Source organism: Cohnella thermotolerans DSM 17683, from assembly GCF_000429825.1.
Taxonomy (GTDB): domain Bacteria; phylum Bacillota; class Bacilli; order Paenibacillales; family Paenibacillaceae; genus Cohnella; species Cohnella thermotolerans.
In genome coordinates this window covers 1-19,385 of sequence record NZ_AUCP01000068.1, presented here as the reverse complement: position 1 = coordinate 19,385, position 19,385 = coordinate 1, and the positions used below count along the sequence as shown (strand labels likewise).

Annotated in this window: 17 protein-coding genes and 1 pseudogene; 17 read left to right on the top strand and 1 reads right to left on the bottom strand. The window is 55.4% G+C overall.

The genetic code is table 11. From position 1 onward, the window contains the following. Positions 1-49 precede the first annotated feature (49 nt). From G485_RS0113510 to G485_RS26425, 17 genes are all read left to right on the top strand, one after another. The gene (locus tag G485_RS0113510; protein ID WP_156922343.1) at positions 50-1,030 is read left to right on the top strand and encodes a CpaE/TadZ family protein; all 981 of its coding nucleotides are present in this window, start codon (positions 50-52) and stop codon (positions 1,028-1,030) included. Positions 1,031-1,126: 96 nt separating this feature from the next. After that, the gene (locus G485_RS0113505; protein ID WP_169732321.1) at positions 1,127-2,449 is read left to right on the top strand and encodes an ATPase, T2SS/T4P/T4SS family; all 1,323 of its coding nucleotides are present in this window, start codon (positions 1,127-1,129) and stop codon (positions 2,447-2,449) included. A 6-nt stretch (positions 2,450-2,455) separates the two neighbouring features. After that, positions 2,456-3,463, top strand: coding sequence for a hypothetical protein (locus G485_RS0113500; RefSeq protein ID WP_027092991.1), 1,008 nt, complete (start codon positions 2,456-2,458; stop codon positions 3,461-3,463). Positions 3,464-3,474: 11 nt separating this feature from the next. Further along, positions 3,475-4,257: a hypothetical protein gene (locus G485_RS0113495; RefSeq protein ID WP_156922341.1), complete on the top strand. Its 783-nt coding sequence runs from the start codon at positions 3,475-3,477 to the stop codon at positions 4,255-4,257. Between the two features lie 16 nt (positions 4,258-4,273). After that, positions 4,274-4,438: a hypothetical protein gene (locus tag G485_RS29960; RefSeq protein WP_156922339.1), complete on the top strand. Its 165-nt coding sequence runs from the start codon at positions 4,274-4,276 to the stop codon at positions 4,436-4,438. 49 nt (positions 4,439-4,487) lie between these two features. Next, on the top strand, positions 4,488-4,631 hold the full coding sequence (locus G485_RS29955; RefSeq protein ID WP_156922337.1) for a hypothetical protein: 144 nt from the start codon (positions 4,488-4,490) through the stop codon (positions 4,629-4,631). A gap of 169 nt (positions 4,632-4,800) precedes the next feature. Next, the gene (locus G485_RS29950; protein ID WP_156922335.1) at positions 4,801-5,028 is read left to right on the top strand and encodes a hypothetical protein; all 228 of its coding nucleotides are present in this window, start codon (positions 4,801-4,803) and stop codon (positions 5,026-5,028) included. A gap of 10 nt (positions 5,029-5,038) precedes the next feature. Continuing rightward, positions 5,039-5,539 carry a hypothetical protein gene (locus G485_RS28420; RefSeq protein WP_051318261.1) on the top strand — a complete coding sequence of 167 codons (501 nt, stop codon included), beginning with the start codon at positions 5,039-5,041 and terminating at the stop codon, positions 5,537-5,539. A 288-nt stretch (positions 5,540-5,827) separates the two neighbouring features. Next, positions 5,828-6,433 carry a hypothetical protein gene (locus tag G485_RS0113470; RefSeq protein WP_027092988.1) on the top strand — a complete coding sequence of 202 codons (606 nt, stop codon included), beginning with the start codon at positions 5,828-5,830 and terminating at the stop codon, positions 6,431-6,433. A 23-nt stretch (positions 6,434-6,456) separates the two neighbouring features. Then, entirely contained in the window at positions 6,457-7,689 is a 1,233-nt protein-coding gene (locus G485_RS0113465; protein ID WP_240489148.1) for an S-layer homology domain-containing protein, read from the top strand. 13 nt (positions 7,690-7,702) lie between these two features. Continuing rightward, positions 7,703-12,886 (top strand): PKD domain-containing protein, encoded by a 5,184-nt coding sequence (locus tag G485_RS0113460; RefSeq protein ID WP_169732319.1) that lies wholly within the window; start codon positions 7,703-7,705, stop codon positions 12,884-12,886. A gap of 220 nt (positions 12,887-13,106) precedes the next feature. Further along, positions 13,107-13,415 (top strand): hypothetical protein, encoded by a 309-nt coding sequence (locus G485_RS0113455; protein WP_027092985.1) that lies wholly within the window; start codon positions 13,107-13,109, stop codon positions 13,413-13,415. Between the two features lie 2 nt (positions 13,416-13,417). Next, the gene (locus tag G485_RS26430) at positions 13,418-14,626 is read left to right on the top strand and encodes an FtsZ/tubulin family protein (protein ID WP_051318260.1); all 1,209 of its coding nucleotides are present in this window, start codon (positions 13,418-13,420) and stop codon (positions 14,624-14,626) included. Positions 14,627-14,714: 88 nt separating this feature from the next. After that, a complete protein-coding gene (locus tag G485_RS0113445) occupies positions 14,715-15,365 on the top strand; it encodes a hypothetical protein (RefSeq protein WP_027092984.1) in 651 nt (216 codons plus the stop codon). Positions 15,366-15,588: 223 nt separating this feature from the next. Beyond that, positions 15,589-16,830, top strand: a complete 1,242-nt coding sequence (locus G485_RS0113440) for a hypothetical protein (protein WP_027092983.1) — start codon at positions 15,589-15,591, stop codon at positions 16,828-16,830. Between the two features lie 35 nt (positions 16,831-16,865). Beyond that, a complete protein-coding gene (locus G485_RS0113435; protein ID WP_027092982.1) occupies positions 16,866-17,357 on the top strand; it encodes a hypothetical protein in 492 nt (163 codons plus the stop codon). Between the two features lie 183 nt (positions 17,358-17,540). Then, a complete protein-coding gene (locus G485_RS26425; protein ID WP_240489146.1) occupies positions 17,541-19,016 on the top strand; it encodes a type IV secretory system conjugative DNA transfer family protein in 1,476 nt (491 codons plus the stop codon). Positions 19,017-19,202: 186 nt separating this feature from the next. Here the strand turns inward: G485_RS26425 and G485_RS30645 are convergent. Next, positions 19,203-19,385, bottom strand: a pseudogene (locus tag G485_RS30645) (IS110 family transposase); the annotation flags it as partial.

Genomic DNA, 19,385 nt, shown 5'->3' with positions numbered 1-19,385 from the left:
GATTGCGGCGATTCGGGATCGCGGATATGCGGTGGTGCCGTGCGTATCTATGCCGGAGCCGGAGACGGTCAGGGAAAATGCGCTGTTTGTGACGGACCGTGACCTGGACCTGGCCGGAATTGATCGCCTTCGAGAAACATATCCAAACGCCGAACTCATTTACGCTTATACCCGCCGGGGAGTATCCGGCTGGCACACGGCAGCCGCGCTTTGCGCGAAACACGGCGTCCGTTTTGTGCGTCCAGGGGTTGGAAGGGATGCGCTGCTTGATCTTCTCGACAGCTGGTACGGCGAAACGGACCGGCCGGGCAACGTGATCGGCGTGTTCGGGACGTTGCCGGGCGTCGGGGTGACGCGAATCGCCGCAACGATCGCGGCGCAAATCGCCGCGCAAATTGCGGCGAAAAAGGTGCTGCTTATCGGTTGCAACGTTTACAACCCTGGCTGGGACGGAGAAACGGTCGTGAGCCTCGATCGGTGGAAGCAGCGGCTTACCAGCCGGATGCTCCGAACCGAGGATTTTGAGCAGGCGCTGAAGATGAACGGTTTTTCGTATGTTCCGGGCAACTTTGACCCGCTTTCCGCGCTGGATTTCACGGAAGACGAAGCGGCGCACCTGATGGAGGCGGCATCGAAGGCAGGGGACGTCGTCGTGGCTGATTTCGGGTCGATCCCGGAGAGCGCGTTTTGGTATTACGGGATGCAGTCAGCCGCTATCCGGATATTCGTGACTCAGCCCGAGTTGAAAAGACTGGCCGTCATGACAAAGCTGGCGGAGAAACTGGGCATCGGACCCGGACATCTTTTCCTCATCGCCAATCGCGTGCAGCCGGAGGACATGACGCTGAAAACCCTGGCGGAAGCGTGCGGCGCGCAGCCGTTTTTTTCGTTTCCGTACAAAGGCAACGTGAGAGATTTCGTCCTGCCTCTTGTGAAGAGAGAACAAGAACAGGTGCAGGACGCCGTTGGACCTTTTTTGGCCGCGATGGGCATTCAGGAGCCTGTGGCAAGAAAAAAGGGGTGGTTCTGAATGTTCCGACTCAAAACCCGCGTTTTGCAGCAGAAAGCCGGCGAATCGGACTTTTACGCCTATCTCGGGAAAATGAAAGAGCACATCGTCGGGAGAATGGAAAACGACGATTGGCTGATCGATTTGTCCCTCCGAGCGCTGTTAGGCGAACGCGAAGCGGTTTTGTTCGCGCTGAACGAGATCGAAAAGTTTCTGCGCGAGCACCCGTATTCGGGCGTCCTTCCAGCCGCTTACCAGGGCTTGGACGCAACTGGGGCGCTGTTTCAGGAATGGATCGGGTACGGGCCGGTTTGGGCGTGGTTTACAGATCGGGCTTGGGCGAATAGCTCCAAGCTCCAGATGGTGGGAACGCAGTGTTTTGCGTCGGTAAACGGCGAATACGCGCTTTATCCCCACCGGTTTGTGAGTTTTGACCGCGTCGAACAGCTTCGCCGGACGCTGGTTCGGCACGATCCGAAAGTGCGGCTCGACGCGCAAAACCCGTCGGCGGAACTGAAAATCGACGATCCCTTGTGGCCGGGTCGTTTCCTCCGCGCGGCGGTTTGGGTTCCGCCGCGTGTGTGGGACGGTTTTACGACGATCACGTTCCGCCGGCAGATCGTCGAGTACATGACGCTCGACGACCAGGCAGGCACCGGGCTGATTCCGCACGAAGCCGTGCCGGCATTGCGGGCGCTCGCGCTGACGTTTCCGAACCTTGTGATCTCTGGTCCTGTGGAGAGCGGGAAAACGACGTTCGCCAATACGCTGGTCGGAGAACTGCTGGCGGGCGCCGAAACGGCGCTTGGCGTCGTGATGGTTGAAAAGCATCCGGAATCGACGCTGCCATTAACCGTGCAGGGACACCGGTTCATCCCAATTCGTGCTCAGGAGAAAGAACTGATGGATGTTGGGGTTCAGTCGCTCCGGCACGACCCCGATGTCGTGTTCATGACGGAGATGCGCTGGAGCGAATGGATGTTCTACAACTATTCCGGTGAAAAGGGGCACCGGGGGCTGATCGGGACGTATCACACAAAGGAGGCGGAGGACATTCCGTACCAGGGGGCCTTCGCGGTATATACGGATGCGGGCGGAAGCCTGCGGGGACATCTGGTCTCGACGCTAAAATCATGCGAGGTCGTCGCCGTTCTGGAGCCGCTTCGGAATGGGCAGAAAAAACTCGTCCGGCTGTGCGAAATCTGCTACGACGACAATGCCGGGCGCGTGTATGCGCACGACTGGATGCGATGGGACCCGGGCGCAAAAGAGTGGCGGTACAGCGCCGTTGTTTCGGAGAAACTGTGCCGCCGGATACAGTTTGCCAACGAAGTTGCCGCAAGAACGTTTATTTCCGAACTGGAAAGACTGGCGGCGAAACGGCCGCTGGACGATCCGGTGGTGGAAAGCCATAAATCAAATGCGGTATTGAGGGGGTGACACAAGATGATTGCGATCATTGAACTGGCGCTCACGAGCATCGCGCTGGTCGGACTGTGGGGTATCCTTTCTCCGGCCCTCCAGCCCTATGCCAGGCGCTGGCGGCAGCGCGCGCGGCTTTTGGCGGCGCTGGGAAAGGAAAAGGCGGCCGGCGGGGGGTTTTACCGGCATGTGGACCGAATGCTGTATCTGGTCCAGCCGAATTACGAAGCGGGTACAAGCGCTTACCGTTTTATTGCGTTGACCGCCTTTGTATTTTTGGTGACGCTCTTTGCTGTTTACACGGCCACGGCGGGGACAGCGCTTCCCGTTACAACCGGAAACCCGTTTTTGCGGAATGCGGGCGAAGCCGGCAGCGTGAAAATCGGGTTTGGCTTCGCGTGTTTCGCTGCAATCGTTGCCGCCAGCGTGCCGTACCTGGTTTTGCGGGTGCGGTACCTGTCGAAAAGCGTGCAGGCGGGGTACGACCTGCTTGAAATCGTGAAGACGCTGACGGGGGTTGCCAATCTGGCCATCGACACGGCGCTTACGAAAACCGCCGATTCGCTGCCGGAGAGGAATGTCCTGAAACGGCCGCTGAAGCTGTGGGCGTTTGTTTTAACCGCCCATACGCACAAAGGCGAGCTGAAACGGGAGACGGAGCGTTTCGTGCGGTCGATCGGCACGACGTTTGCGGTAGCGTTCGTGTCGGAGGTGCTGTACGTCTATCGGACCGGCGGTTCGTATTACGAGGCCATGATCCGGTTGGCGGAGGCCATGGAAGCGCAGTGGATAGCCGTAAGGAACGCGCAAAAAGAAGTGTCGGATGCGATCCAGATGGGCGCATGGGGAAATCTGCTTGTCACGGTCGTCATTTGCGCGGGCACGGCGTTTGTGCTTTCGTGGCGGGTTTACGCCAGGCTGCAATTTCAAACGGCGATGGGTTCCGTTTTTTTTGCAGTCGTCGTGATTGGCGTGTTGATTTCCCTGGTCGTGAGTCTCGTTTTGTCCCGGCCAAGGCTTGACTATAAGTAGGAGGGATTCGATTGGAAACAATGGCCGTGTTGGGGCTGACTGCGGTTTGGGCCTACTTTTGCGTGATGCTGTCGCATCGCCGTCCTCCGCCGATTCGCCGGCTGATTGAAGAGAAGCTGCTGAACAGTGCAGCGGTTCGGCAAACGTTTGAGGCCTTCGGCGTTCGCCTCAACATCCGCGCCTACCAGTCGGTTCGTTACCTGACGGCGGCCGGATGGGCGGTTTACGCTTACGGATCGGCGCTGGCGACCGGCGGGAAACTGACGGCCGGTCCGCTTCTGGCCGCAGCACTCGTCGTCGCGCTTACAAGCACCGTCCCGTTTTCGCCGGTCCGGTTCTTGCTGCGGGCTTTGAAAAGGCGGGACGAGCTGGAGCGCGACGGCGAACTGATCGCTTTGGTTCGACTGTTTGAGATGGAAAAGGGACGAACGTCTCTTTCCGTTTTCTGCGAGCAGGCGGCGGGATACTTTCCGGGGCTGCGCACCGATCTTCTGGAACTGTCGCGGCGCCTGACCGCCGAAGGGCCGGACCGGGCATTCGGGTGGTTTGAGTCCAGGTTTCCGGAGCGGCACGAGTTCATCCGCCATGTGACGCTCTTGCTCCGGCAGCCCCAGAAAGCGCACGAGATTTCCGGTTTTCTGGAGAAGCTTTCTCGCGGTCATTTTGAAAGGAGGTGGAAACTGATTGGCCCGTGGCTGTCGGTATTGAATGCGGTTCCGTCGTTTGCCGTCATGGTGATGATCGTGACGCTGGTAATCCAGTATGTCATGATCGTGAAAGAACAAATTTTGTAAAGGAGTGCTGTTTGCTATGAAAGACAAGGCGTTGGGATACGGGTTTTGGTTTTTGATCGGCATGCTGATCGTGGGGATTGCCGGAACATTCTTCGTAAGCTTCGTCGGAGATACGCTTAATGACGTGGACAGTCACCGGCCGGCCATTGCCGTGCCGCCTGCGGTCAACGAATCGCCGTAAGAATCCGGACAGGGAGGGAATGAGGGACGCCTCGGGTGTCCCTCATGTCATGAAGGACAAAACATTGGGAACGGCTTTTTGGGTGTCGATTACGCTGCTTGTGGTCGGGATCGTACTGACTTTTGTGTTCGGCTGGCTTGGGGAGGCGCAGGACGGTATCGTTTCGATTTTGAAGCGGACAGAAAACTACTGAAGGGAGCGAATAACAATTGATTTCGGGGGTGCTGGCCCGCCTTTTATTCTTTTGGTTTGCCCTTCTCATCCTGATACAGCCGTCCCTGAGCTACTTGGACTACCTGTTGGATTTGGCCGTGAAATCGAACGCGGAGTATGCCGCTCAGAAAGCGGCTCCCGCGGGAGGCGTGACACCGCAACTCAGGCAGGAGATTTTGGACAATCTGGCGGCCGCCGGATTCGATCCCGCACAGGTGACGGTGGAATCGACAAGCACGACGGTGGACCGCGGCGAGCGGATCGACGTGCGGATTCGGGCGCCGCGGCTTCCGATGTTTTTGTACCGGTTCGGGCGCGAGTCATGGCCGCAGGAGCATTACGCGCACGCGGTCGTGATGAGCGAGTACGTGCAGTAGGGGAAGAAAAATGGACACGGTGATCAAGGTATTGTTCGGGGTGCTGGTTTTCGTTTACACGTGGCTTATGCAGGAACAGAACCAGGCGTGGGATCTTGTGCGAACTCAATTGAAAAACGCGAACAACATGGCGACCCACGACGCGGTGCAATTGACGCACACGGATGATTTGAATGAGGGGATGCTGGTGATTGACTTTGACGATGCGCTGGAACAGTTCAAAGGGACGCTCCGGGCAAATCTGGGCCTCGACGAAAATCTGTCGCCCCTTCCCGGCAGTCCTTTGACCGCGCCGGTCCGCATTGTCCATTTCGAAGTGCTGGACGAAAGGACGCACACGTTCCCGTACCTTTACGAAAATGAAACGTACCGCATCGCCAAGTACCTGCGCGGACCGGCCGTTGTGGCGGTCATCGAGACGGCGCATCCGAAGCTGGTTCGAGGCATGGACCAGGAACCGGTCCGCGTACCGGCGATTCAGGAATATGTGATGAAGGAGGCAGCCACATGATCATGAGTTAGGGCTCGTTACAAAATTAGTTCCCACTTTTTCCGGCAAAGCTTTGTCGGTAATTTAGTGGAAGTTATTTCGTAACGATGCCTTAGTATCGAAGGTTTTCCCGTTTCATACGTCTTTACAGCAATTCCGCTTCGTGGTAAAATAAGAGCAAAAGTGGGCGAAGCCCAACCTAAAATATGGAAACATTTTCCAAAATGAACCCCGTTTCGGGGGCATTTTTCGTTTTGGGGAAAAAATTCAAAACAAGTTTTAAACGCAGCAGATAAGGAGATGGGCAAAATGCGGAAAGACGAACAAGAGTCGTTTTTGGGATACCTTTTGTTTTTTGTCCTGTATATCCTGATCTTGTTTGCCATACTCCGCATAGTTTTCAAAATAGCAAAATGGGCCGCCCCCGGGTTTTGGAATTGCATGGTCAAACCCAAACCGGCCGCCTATGACATGGTCCGCGGTATGGCAGGCGTCGTATTGGTGTATGGGATTGCCGTGTATGTGCGGCCCGAAATGCTGAATTCCATTTCGATAGGTTTTGCCGCTGCGGTCCTGTCATTCATTGCGGCCAAGTTCGCCGGGTATCGCATTTGGACCCGCAAGAAGCGGAAATTGCAAGTGGAATATGCTGCGATGGATGGACAGGGGGTGCGTATCGTCGAGATCAGCCGTTTGCCGGGCTCCGTTTCAAACGCTGTACGCTTGGAATTGAAACAAAAAGGGATAAACCGCGTCGTCAAAGAAGCGCAAAAAGTCCCCTGGGCGGACCGGCTTGTCATCGCTTCGGCAGCCCCAGGAGCCGAAAAACGGCATGCGGCCAAGGTTGCAGAAAGAGAACGCATTTCTCCCAATGTCGAATTTTTCCCAAAAGGAAGAGGGAGGTTGCCATTATGAAAAGGAACTTCATTTTGCGGCTGATGATTGCGGTTTTGGCCGGGTTGTTTCCCGTATCCTTGGCATACGGCCAGCCGTCCGACCCGCCGGCGTCCGCCGGTTTCCGGGACGTTCCACCCACTCACTGGGCTTACGAGGCGATCCAAACCGGCGTGGAGCGCGGGTATATCAACGGATTCCCCGATGGCACGTTTCGCCCGAACGACCCCGTATCGGCGGCGCAGTTCATCAAGATGGCGTTTTTGTCGCTCACCGATGACTCGATGGGCTTTGTCTGGTGGAGCGAAAAGTATCTGAACATGGTGCCCGAATGGTTCAGACGGAATCTCAACAACGACACCACAAGCTTTGAGGAAGGAACGCCCTGGTACAAAAACTACATCGACACGGCCAAAAACAACGGCTTCATTCACGACGAATTTGACGGCCGCTTTGAGGAACCGATCACCCGTGAGCAGGCCGCAAAATTTATTTCAAGTCTCGATAGCACATTCCGCGGCCAGCATGTCCGGGAGTACTCCATGCTGGCGGACGCGCAGCTGTTCAAGGATTTCGACCGCGTGGACTTTTATTTGCAGGAGTCTGTGGGCGACGTTGCGCTGCGCGGCATCATGGTCGGAAACAACGGGTATTTCAACCCGAAAGGGACGATCACCCGCGCCGAGGCGGCCAAAATCTGCCTGCTGCTCATGGACGATTCGCGGCGCGCCAAGGTAAACGTGAGCCTCGACGGGGTGCCGTATTCCATCGTTCCCAATCCAAGCTACGGCGGCACGTTGGTGTTCATTTTCGCAAACGAGGAAATGAAAAGGGTCTACGATGAGATGTACAGCCGGCTAAAAGACTATCCGGGGGCGACATACGCTGACGTTGACGGTTTGACCTACTTTGAAAACGAGCAGTTAAGGGACGAGTCTGTCAGGGCATTTTATTTCATGGATATTGAAAACTGGAAGGTAAGAGACGACTTCGGTATAAGTTTTTCCGGAAACGTCTACGGACTGGGCGTGGCAACGGCGGAAGGACGGCTGGAGAGGGCAAGCGGGGAGCTGAAGCATTTTTTGTCGCTGATCTTTGAGAAAGAAGCCGAGTCCGTCTACCGGCTCATCGAGTCCGCCGTCCTCAAAGCGCGCCGCGGCGAAAACGAAACGGTAAAACAAACGGTGGAGGGCCGGCAGATCGTGCTCGTCTCGCACGGGGACGCGCTCAACATCGGCATTTCGGCGTACCGGGATCAGAAAGAAACGGAGGGGTGAGGGACGAATGCGGATGAGAAAAGCGAAAAAGGCCGTTTCGCTCCTTGTGCTTCTGGCGCTGGCGGCGGGCCTGCTTCCATCGTTTCCGTCTGTGTCCGAAGCCGCGCCGCTTTCCTCGCTTGCCGCGTGCGAAGCGGCCTATGACGCCATGTTTCCGGGACAAAACCCGCCAAACGGTATAAGATGCGTTAAACGGACGGGAAGCAGCCCGTCCGTCTATTTATTTTTCAACTACAAACTGTACGCGGACACGCTGGCGGCGGGTGAACCCGTCCTCGCCTACGGCACGCCGGAGGCGGCCAACGGGCCCGCCGATTTTCGGACCTACTGGAAAGACAAAAGCGGAAACAAACGCACGGACCGCGCAGGGATCCATCCCTATTTCAACAAGGGGAGCGAGCCCGGCGAGTACCGCTACTACGGCTGGGACGTCAACGGCAACCTGTACACCAACCCGTATTTTCCGGACGACAAAAACAGCGGCGTGGACCCGAGCCTGAAAAAATACATCTACCGCCCCTGGTCCAGCCCGCTGCTTGCCGGAAACCGGAACAAACCCAATGATTTCGGGCCTTTTTGGATGGGAACCAATCTAATCGACAGAATAGACCAAATTTACGGCAAAGGAAAAGACTTCATTGCCACCGTCAACAAAATCATCAAAAGCAGCCAGGTGACCGTCAAGTACCAGGCCAAGGATGTGGTGACGGACCCGAACAACCCCAAGAACCTGTTCGACTACATGTACGTGCAGCAGGCGCCGACCAGCCAGCTGCCGGGGTCGGGGAGGCTGTTTCACCAAAACGACAACGGATCCGTCTGGTACCAGACGTATCCGATCGACCGGCTCGGGCCCGGCGACAAGGAAAAGCCCGGCGTGACGGCGGAGATCAAGCCGAAGCCGGAAATCAAAACAACGGACTTGGGAAAGCTCGGCCCCACGTTCACCTGGTCCTGGGAGCTTTCCGGAAAGGTCAATGACGACGCTTATGTCGATGACTCTTTCGAGAAAGCCCGGTACTATACGCGCTTTGACATTGAAAAATGGGAGTTGGATGTGACATATTCCTGGCCCGGCGGATCGAAGAGCGAAACGCTCCTGTCCACCAAAAACGGCGATCTCGTGCTGCAAAACCACCGGCAAAAAGCGCTGCGGTCTCCCGACCTGTCCGTCACCTTCGACAAGTCGAAGGTGAAGAAAAACGATCAGGTCACCATCACCCTGACGGCCAAGGCGTATTACTACAATAACCCTTCGCCGGACGTGGGTTCCACTACCTGGACGATCAAATTTGACGGGACGCCGCCGGTTCCGGCGCCGCGGTCTTCACCGCTTCCGCCGCCGGAGGAAGGCCCGCCGCCGCTCGCCTGCAAGCCGAACATTCCGGACGACGCGTTCGACATCGTGCCGTTTCCCGCCTCGGACGAGACGGATCTTTCGCGGATTGCGTCCCGCAGCGTTTGGGTCGACGGCGTTCCGGTCGACGCGGAACAGTTTTTCAGCGGCAACTATGTCTTTGGCGATGACAAGGACGGCCTGGTCACGGTCACGATGAAGTGGGAGCCGCTTCCGGGGGAAGATGCGAACGGCGCCGACATGTGCGACACCTACCGGATCGTCAACGTCCACGATACGAAGCCCCGCGCCCAGTTCAAACTGTACGGAGGAAGCTTCAAGGAGAACCGGAAAATGGCGGTTGAGAACACGTCCAATGATCCGAACGCCAATGATCCGTTCGTGCTGGCCGCCTATCCGCTTGTGGATGCGAAGTGGACGTGGCGGGCCGTCGACGGTTCGGATTCGGACAGACGCATGAAGGTGGATGGGCGGGATCGCAAGGAGTTTCTGTACAAAAAGGCCGGCGAGTACGAACTCACCCTGACGGTGACCAACGCGCTCGGCCGGACATCCGACCCGTATGTGCTTAAGTTTACGGTCGTTCCCGACTATGCGCCGGCGGTCATCCTGCATCCGTATTCCAGCCAGATTTCGCGCGCGGAACCGCTCAGCCTCTTTTACGACGCGGTCAGCACGGACGGGGACATCATCCGGAACCAACAGATTGAAGTTTTTTACGATGTCAATGGAGACGGGACGTACGCGCAAAAGATCGACTCGTTTACCGGTCCGGTGACGGAGTACGTGCCGAAAGGAGGCAAACTGGGCAAATACCGGATCGTCGCGAAAGTCGACGAAGATTTCGGACAGGAGACGTTCCCGGAATTCATCACCGAGGCGGACCGACGGGTGACCGTGGCAGAGATGGAGTTTGAGGTCGACAACTACATCCCGTACTCCGATATTTACACGGACATTCCCTCGATCCGGCAACAGGTCGATACGGCCATTCTGCTCGACAAAAATTTGGCGCAAAGCAAAATCGACGATGTGAAAAGCAGCGGCGTCGAAATCAACAACCAGATGCGTTATTACGGCATGGATCCGAACCTTTACGTGTGGGACATGCATACGTATACGTACAGCCAGCCGGCTTCAACGGTCGTGCACACCGGCAGTTACCCGCCCGGCACGTATTCCTACTGCGCCGGCGGGTATTGCGGCACGCTGACGCTGCAGTCGGCTTCGGACAACGGTTCCTATCATGATTACGGTCATTATGAAACGGTTGTCGATGTGCCTGGCCATTATGAGACGGAGGTCGACGTGCCCGGGCACTATGAAACCCGGTATCGAACTGAACAGTGGTGCAAAGGTTACAGCGACAGCGGCATCTTTTATGATCATCCGGGATCGTGCACATCCTCCAATTCCACGCCTTACACCAAATCCATCCCTTATCAGGTATGGGTGGACACGACATACAAGCAGGTGTGGATTCCGACGACCTACAAACAGGTGTGGGTGCCCGACGTCCGTTGGGTCAGCAACTGGTACGGCACGTATGCCGGCGTCATTTCCAAGGATGTCCGTCAGCCGTATCAGAATCCGTTTGCGCGCGCCGTTGCCGACAAATATATCGTTTACGTCTCCGACGGCGGCATCAGCGAACTGGCCGATTTCAACAAGGTAAAGGGAGTTTCCGACGCCAAAATCGTCCTGATCGGCGCCGCGGCGATCAGGAACCAGACCGAATACGATCACTTCATTGAGAACAAGGGAGAGGACATCCGGACGCTGATTGATAAAGCGATCGCCTGGATCGCTTCGCAAAGCCCGCCCGCCGCTTCGCAGACGGTGCTGATCGGGCAGACGTTCAACCTGCTGACCGATGAAACCGATCCGGAGAATGACCCGATCGCGCAAAGGCAAACGATGTACGTTCATGACGAGAACTACTATGACAATCCGATGGGCCATGCCGACTTTGCCCTGCGTGAATACGATACGGACGGATGGACGGATGAAGCGCTGCGCAACCGGTTTGATCTGCCGGGGGAATACATCATCTACCGCCGGGTGAAGGACCGGCCGTCCGACGATCCCGCTTTGCAGTCCTACGCCTATTGGTCCAACGAGTCGTTTACCGTCATCCGGGCGCACCGCAAGCCGATCGCGCGAGCCGAGCTGGATTGGACCTACGACACCGCTTGCGGTTGTTACGACACCACTTGGGTGGATCAGTCTTACGACCTGGATCACAACATCAGCGATCCGGTCTCCAAAGGGATTGTGGAACGAAAGATCAGATACCAGCGCGACGGCGGCGAATGGTTCTACAAAATTCCGGACCAACTGGAACCGGGGACGTATCATCTGGAATATCTGGTTCGGGATGTGGAGGGCGCCTGGTCGGATCCGTTCATGATGGATTTCACGCTGGCGGCCGCTCCGCCGCCGCAGCTCAAGGCGGAACTGCGCGCCGAAGACAGCGCGTTTACGATCGCAGGCGGAGTTCCGGCCAGCGAGAGCGTGCGCGCCTACAACCTGTGGACGAGGTTCCCTTATAATGTGGATTTGCAGTTTTTGATGGACGTTTCGGGCAGCATCCTGAACCGGACGGTGCGCTACTATACAGGCACAAAGAAGGGCAGCGAAATCTTTTGGAACGACGAGGTGCTGGCCATCCCGCCGACGACGCCGGACGGGAACTACACGTTCCGGGTGAGGGCGAACGGTTCCAACGGGACAAGCGCCTTCAAAGATTTCAACCTTCGCGTTCTGACGCCGATCAATCTTTCCGGTCAGATCGACCAAAGCGGTACGTCCGACATAAACAAAGTCGCTGCGGGATACCCGCTGACCGTCCGGGCGACGACAACAGAGTATCCCAATCAAGTAACGGTGATTCTTCTGAAAGGTACGCCGTATCAGAGGTCGCTTACCCTTTCCGGAACCGTAACGAACGCTAACGGCGTTGGCAGCAAAGCCTGGTCGGCGAACACGACCCTGACCGGTGTTCCGGACGGAAACTACGTGGTCGAATGGACGGCGCGGACGCCGAACGGTAACGTGCAGACGGTGACAAAAACGATTCAGATCGTCAACAACAGGCCGCCGGTCGCCAATTTTGACTGGACGCCGAAGCCGCCGTATGAGGGCGACACCATTACCCTGATCAACCAGTCCTCCGATCCGGACGGGGATCCGCTCACGTATCAGTGGACTGTAGGCGGACCAAATGGTTACAGCCGCAGCGGTACCAGCAGGGATTTCACCATTCCCGGCGCGGATACAAAGAACCGGACCGGCACGTACACCGTGACCCTGACCGTGCGCGACCCGAAAGGAGCGTCGTCGAGCATTTCCAAAACCGTGTCCGTGCTGCCGCTTGGCATAACAGGCACAGTCACGCACACCTCTGCCTGGCAGGAGAAAATCGACCGGTTTAACAGAGGCCTGAGGCCGACGGACGAAGACTACCGCCAGCCCGACGAATTTTGGGCCGGTGAGGCGTTCGTCCTCCATGCGGATACCACGGACACAGGCACCTCCACAGTCGCAACCAAAGTCGAAGTCACGGCGGACGGCAGCGCAATTCCTTACTGGTGGAACGGGAAAATGATCAAAGAGACGCTTTCGCCCGACAACGCCGCAAAGTCAAAGTGGAGCGGCAAGATCACCGACCATTCGGTCACCTACACAGGCGATAACAACCGGTTGGAAAATCTGCAAAACGGTTATTTGGATATCGAATTTAAGGTAACGTATTCGAACGGTGTCATCAAAACGGATACGGTGAGGGTGTATGTCCGAAACAAATGGACAGAATTTTATCAAATTCACCGGGTGCAATAACGACCGGCTTTCGCCGGAAGATTGATGCCCGCCTTAACCGGCGGGCTTTTTCTTTTTATGGAGGGACTGCGATGTCAGGGAGAGGCCGCCAGGCGGAGAGACGTTTGAATTTGATGGTCAAATAAATGGTTGATAAAAGAGATTTATACACGTTTAGAGACGCCTCTGCCTTCCTGCAGGGGCTTTTTTTATTTACAAAGGGTGAAGGGAGGGAAAAGACGTGACGCGGGATCAGATTTTGTCCGCTTTATCCAGAAGCATCGGAGACGGCGCATGGGTGCTGGCGGCGCTGGCGTGGCATGGGAAACCCGTGGCTAAGGAGAAACTCCGCGATGTGACCAACATATACTTTCGTCGTGCTAAACCGGATGAGGCAGAAATGCCGATCCGGTCCAGGCATTTACTGGATGAACTTGCAGCCCGTCTTGAAGGCGCGGCGCTGGTTACGGTTACGCCGAAGGGGAAGGCGAAAATGTACACGGTATCCGCTCTGGGAAAAGAACTCATTCAACATATGAAAGGTGGATGAACATGCGAATCAGCCTGAAATACGGCTTTTTGGGCCTGGGGATGGGCGGCACATCCATCGCGCATGCGTGTGCGTCGGTGCGAATGAAAGACCATCATCCGTACAAGGCGATTCTCGTAAACACGAACGAGATCGACCTTCGCAAGCTGCCGAACATGGCAAACATGACAAAGAAAATGCTCCGCGGCTATGAGAAAGGTGTAGCCCGCGACATCGATAAAGGACAAGAAGCCTTTTTGGAACACAAAGAGGACATCGCAAAACTTATCGAAAGCGAGTTTTTTGACCGCGAGCTTGTCTTCGTATGTTGCGGACTTGGCGGAGGAACCGGAACCGGAGCCGTGATCGAGGCCGCGCGGATGCTGCACCAAAACGGCTTTGCGGGTCGCTTTGGACTCATTCTGACGCTTCCGAGATTGAATGAGGGCCGGACCGTCCTGAACAATGCGCTTCAACGGTTGCAAATCATCCAGAAGGCGATGAAGGGGCTTGGCAGCATCATCGTGGTGGACAACGAAAAGCTATACCGGGAGTATTTGCAAACCCATCCGGACAAGGCGATTGGAGATTTCATGCGGCACTGCAATCACACGGTTGCAAGGCTCCTGCATGAAATCAATATCGTCACCGCCAGCTTCAATCCGCTGGGAACGTATCACTTCGATTCGTCGGAACTTCTCAAAATGTTTCAGCGAAGCGGATGCATCACATTCGGGAAGTGTGAGATTCCTGAAACGGCGGTCAATCCGAATATGCCGGACAGCTACATGCTTCCGATCCGCCAGTCCATCGGCATCCTCTCGGACGGATACGATCCGGAGAAAGCGACAGCCGCCGCCATCAGTATGACGGCCAGCCCCAAAGAAGCCAAACGGATTTTCACCATGACGATGCTGGATGAAGTGACGAAGCTGGTGAATACACCCGGTATGGAAGAGGCGCCGATCGCGATCTACGCGGACGATTATGCCTCTCATCTCGCCGTATACACCCTGTTTGCGGGGCTTCCGCTGCCGAAGCGTGTCGTGGAACTGACTGAAGCCGTGGTGACCGGGCAACGGGATGATGCCGAAGATGAAGCAGCGCTTGCGCTGGCCGGATACGCCGCCAAAAAGCAGGAAGAAAAGGCGGATTTGGATACGCTTCTGGATGAACCCATGGAGAAAAAGAAGCCGAAGAAGAACGACGATCCGTTTGCTTTTCTGAACTGACCGATGCGCTTCCGTGTGATGCGCTTGAAATAAACAAGTGCATCACTTGAAGCGCGTGAACTGATGCACTATTGAAAGGAGTTTTACTGTGACTGAATCGCTTGAGTATCTTCGGACGGCATACCAGCATGCCGTCTTGATGCAACTCCATCTTGGGCAAGCCATTGCAGAAGAATTAAAGATGTTAGATATCGATTTGCCTATTGATATGCCATACCCGCCGTGTTACGTCACCCGGCATGATTTGGGCGGGGAAGTGGCATATCAGTTTTCCTACGATGGCATGTTACCGCTGTACTTCGACCGCGGTGGATTTACGCGGGAACGTGTAATGAAAGATTACCAGGACGCCGTACGTGATTACTATAACCGGGCAACGTATGAAGGATTCAGGGCGATGGCCGGACACGAAACAATCGAACCTTTTGGCCGGGCGTTTGTTTACGTGGCTCATTTTTTTAAAGATTTGGGCATACGAGACTTGGATAACCGCAATAGAAGCACGTTGATCAATGCCTTGCGGAACATCAATATCATTAGCGGCGACGAATGGACAAAAATGTCATACATGGAAAAAGGGTTTCTGGATATCGACAAACGGAACCATGTCTCCATGTTTGTGACGGAAGAAAAAAACAGCATGAAATTGATTCAATATGTGGAAGAAAGATACAAATCCGGCTATCGTTTTCGGGATATTTCTGATGACTTTTGCATCGACGCAAAACAACCACGATAAAAGCATCGCCAAAGTGGGTTGAAAATCTTGATCGGTAGAAATCAAAATGAAAAAGTTGCATGAGGGCAAAAGAACGAGAGGTTTGCGAAGTCTTTCGCGCAGGCACGCGATCAGCGTGACCAGCGATTGACTGAGCAAACAGCCCCCATCACCGCTCTCCTTGCCCGTTCCAAACCGACTGAAACCAGCCCGTCTCATTTCCAGCAAAGAAGGGGGTGATCGGGTGCGTTGGACGCATCGGGATATCCAGGTGATGGAATCCATCTATCGATCAGGCGGGATGTGGCGAGATGATCTGCTGGCCTACTACGAATCCGAATCTTACGGCAAGAGACGGTTGTGGCAGATGTGTAAGGAACAACTGTTGGAACGAAAGGGGGTGTGGAAAAACGGCAGGCGGGCCAGCAAATACTTCATCAAGATAAAGGGGAAGCGGGAACTTATCAAAGCGGGGATCGATTTGCCGGAAGACATCAGGATGATCGAGGAACCGAAGAAGAAGCGGACCCGGAAACGGGAATGGACAGAAAGGGATATCGGCATTCTGCTGGAACTTTACCGGATGCGGATGGTCAAGCTTGAACAGATACTGGAACGATGGTTCAAGGAAAACAAAAGTCACGGAAATCGGCGAATGAGCGTGATGAAAAAAGAATGGCTCGTCACAAGTGAAAGAATCCGAATGAACGGCAGGAACGAGGCAATTTATCGGATCACGGAACGGGGGGTGAGGTTATTAGTCGAACGTGGAGCGCTCAAAGAGGGCGAAGCAGTAAGAGCAAGGGATTTGGAATTTTCACCGATACAAAGGGACGTGATGATGGAAGCTAGTGAACTGCGATTCACGCTTCCCGACATTCCGTATCTGGACTCACGCGCGTTCAAGCGAAAACACGAGATGAACCGAAGCGAATTGGTCTTGGGCGGCTTCGAGCTCCCTGACGGCGACTGTGCCCTGTATATCGTGCGGGAGAACCCGAAGGAAAAGACGATCCAGCGGCTGGTGCGGGAGATCGGAGCGCCGAAATCGAACATCAGCCGCTACCTGGTCTTTCACAAAGGCGACAAAACGCCTTTTGAAGGAATCCGCTGGTCTACCGGCGGGAAACCGGTGCATGTGTTGCCGCTGAATGATGAGGGAATCACAATCATGCGGGAACTGGTGTTCGGAAGTCGGCTGCCGGAACTGGTTCGGGAGCATGGGGAACTGGTGGATGCGCCGGAGAACCGGTGGCGGTTTCGGCACGAGCTGAAAACGCCGAATGGGGAACGATTCGCCGTCGAAACCCTGACCGGTGACAATGTATTGCTGGAACGTGCGCTTAGAGAGTACCGGGACACTCGATCAAAAATCGTTTTGTTTGCGTGGGAAGAAGACAAAGCCATCCTGGAGCGGATAAAGGGAGCGCACTGGATCGAGGTCGCCACGATTCCGCGAAGCCGACTTCAACAAAAGACGTTTTAAACACAGTTTTGAACACATAAGAAAGGAGAGGGAGCATGCTTCGTTTCCTTTGGCTTGCCCTGTCCCTTGCGGGATGGGGTATTGTTTTTTGTTTTTTGCCGCGCATGCCGCCGAATGTTTTGCTTTTGCCGGCCGGCGTGAGTCTGATCGGGTATCTGTATGGCTGGATCGTTCACAAACGAAACTGGCTTATCCACTTTTTCGTGATCGGGATGTGGATAAGTGTGTGGATATCTTATCAGGGGATGGAGCTGTTCATCGCGCATGCGCATGCGCTGCCGTTCCACATCCCTTCAGCCGTCGTCGCCAAGACCCTGATGGTCATGATAATGCTCGTTTCAGGATTCCTGACCTTTGTCAACTATCGTGTTTCGCTCAATTTTACCCAGCGCCGCGGCAACATCGACCGCGATTTGCTTGGCCGTCTGTATGGGGACGATCCGTGGCGAAGAATCAAAAGCCTTTTCAAACGACATAAGGGGGAGGTCACCATTTTGCTTGGCGAAGAAATCCCGTTCAAAGACTAAACGGTGGACGCAGGCTGAACTCCAAAGTTTCTGTTCGCTCCGGTTGCACCGGCTGATTCAACAAAGCATGGATGCCGGCCAGTGCATGGCAGAGTGGAAACGGCGCTGGGGGATGGACTATCCCTGGTACCGGGACATTTCCGGTGTTCGGTCTTACATCACAGGCGAAAGGAGGTGAGCACAGTGAAACTGGAATGGGGCGGGGACGACTGCTTCACGCACATGCTCATCGTGGGCCCGACAAGATGCGGGAAAACAGCGACGCTTTTAAAGCCGATGATCTACCAGCTTCTGCTTCTGAAAAAGCGCGGCGTGCCGCTGGGCCTTTCCGTGGTGGAACCAAAGGGCGATATGGCGGCGATGGTGGCCGAGATGTGCGGCGAGATGGACATGCCGTGCGTCCATGTGGATCCGGAGCGCGCGGAGAGTGCGGTGTTCAATCCGATGGAAGGCGACATTGACGATGTGGCCGAAGCAACGGTGGTGGTCTTGAAATCGCTGTTTGGAAAACAGGAAGCGTTTTTCGCCACCGTGCAGGAGCTGGCCGCGCGGAACGTGACCAGGCTGCTCAAAAGGCTGTACCAGGACGATGTGACGCTTTCCGACGTTGTACGCACGATTCGCGATCCCGTCATGCTCGAAGACAGGGTGAAAGAACTTGCTTTCAAGTTCGGAGAATACGACGATCTGGTGCAGTTTTTCCACTCCGAACTGCTTGGCGCCCAAAAAGAGAAGTACCAGCAGTTCGTCATCGGGCTGCGGGCGCAGCTGGAGAACCTGGTTTCAAACGCGCATTTGTCCAAAGTGATCAGCAGCAAATCGTCAATCAACATTGACCGCCATTTTGCGGAAGGCGGGGTGCTGGCGGTGAATACGGCGATGGGCAAGCTGCGCAAAGCCGGCGATGCGTTTGGCCAGTTCGTGGTCATGCATCTTCAAAGCGGTACGTTCCGCAGGCCCGGTACGGAGCGAACCCGGATCCCGCACTTTTTGATCGTCGACGAATACAGCCGCTACATCAACCCGGACGTCGAGCTTTTTCTGTCGATCGCCGCTGAATACCGGGTGGCCGGCGTTTTTGCCATTCAATCGCTTGGGCAACTGGAAGTGGAAAGCGGGAAGATCAGCGCCAGGGCGATGAAGCAATCGATCATGACAAGCTGCCGAAACAAAATTGCTTTTGGAGGGCTTTCTGCAGAGGACGCCGTCGAGTTTTCACGGGAGTTCGGCAAAAAGCGAGTAATCCGACGGGAGAGTACATTCAAGCAGCAGACCATCGTTCCGAACATCTTGCCTGAAACGTACCGGGACACGGAAAAGGAAGAAGACCGGATTTTCTATACGCAGCTGATGGACGGTCTGCCGCGCTTTCATTTCGTGGCCAAGCTCCTGGCGGACGGTGCGCCGCAGCCGCCGAAGCTCGGCAAAGGTTCGTTCGTGCCGCACGACTGGAAAGAGCGGCGGGAATGGGAGCCAAAATGGCCAAAGCGGCGGTTGTCGCGTAAGCGAAAGAAAGACGTTTTGAACGAAGAGCCCCCGGACGATGTTTCCGGGGTCTTTCCTGTCCAGCCCTCCGAATCCGAAAGGGATTGGGAAAGGCCGACATTTGTTTCGCAGCGGGAATCCGACCCGATTCCCGCAAAAGACCCGTTTGAATAATGGAAAAACGATATCGAGAGCAGCGGTACGATGTCAAGTCCTTAAATTCAATGATTTTGAATGAACCGCACTCTTTTCAGGGGGTGACCCGGAAAAAGGCAAACCCAAACTAAACCCGCCCTACCTAGATTTTTCAGATATTTCCTAAATATCAAGGAAATAGGCGGTTAGATGAAAGGGCCTATGTCATGCGTTTTGTCGGATCACCTCTCTGGGTTCGTAAAGTCGGTTGGTTCGCAGCAGATAATCGACCAACCGCACCAATTTACGAGCTGTAAGCGCAAGGGCACGTTTTTCGGCATACTTGGCCGGTTCCGCCGCTTTGAGACTGAAGTACTTCGCAAATACAGTGTCGTGCACCTGGACACT

Coding starts and splice junctions, on each gene's coding strand:
- G485_RS29960 (WP_156922339.1), top strand. CDS start 4,274: ATGAAAGACAAGGCGTTGGGATACGGGTTTTGGTTTTTGATCGGCATG.
- G485_RS28420 (WP_051318261.1), top strand. CDS start 5,039: ATGGACACGGTGATCAAGGTATTGTTCGGGGTGCTGGTTTTCGTTTAC.
- G485_RS0113460 (WP_169732319.1), top strand. CDS start 7,703: ATGAGAAAAGCGAAAAAGGCCGTTTCGCTCCTTGTGCTTCTGGCGCTG.
- G485_RS0113505 (WP_169732321.1), top strand. CDS start 1,127: ATGGAAAACGACGATTGGCTGATCGATTTGTCCCTCCGAGCGCTGTTA.
- G485_RS26430 (WP_051318260.1), top strand. CDS start 13,418: ATGCGAATCAGCCTGAAATACGGCTTTTTGGGCCTGGGGATGGGCGGC.
- G485_RS29955 (WP_156922337.1), top strand. CDS start 4,488: ATGAAGGACAAAACATTGGGAACGGCTTTTTGGGTGTCGATTACGCTG.
- G485_RS0113435 (WP_027092982.1), top strand. CDS start 16,866: ATGCTTCGTTTCCTTTGGCTTGCCCTGTCCCTTGCGGGATGGGGTATT.
- G485_RS0113465 (WP_240489148.1), top strand. CDS start 6,457: ATGATTGCGGTTTTGGCCGGGTTGTTTCCCGTATCCTTGGCATACGGC.
- G485_RS0113470 (WP_027092988.1), top strand. CDS start 5,828: ATGCGGAAAGACGAACAAGAGTCGTTTTTGGGATACCTTTTGTTTTTT.
- G485_RS0113510 (WP_156922343.1), top strand. CDS start 50: ATGCCGGAGCCGGAGACGGTCAGGGAAAATGCGCTGTTTGTGACGGAC.
- G485_RS0113500 (WP_027092991.1), top strand. CDS start 2,456: ATGATTGCGATCATTGAACTGGCGCTCACGAGCATCGCGCTGGTCGGA.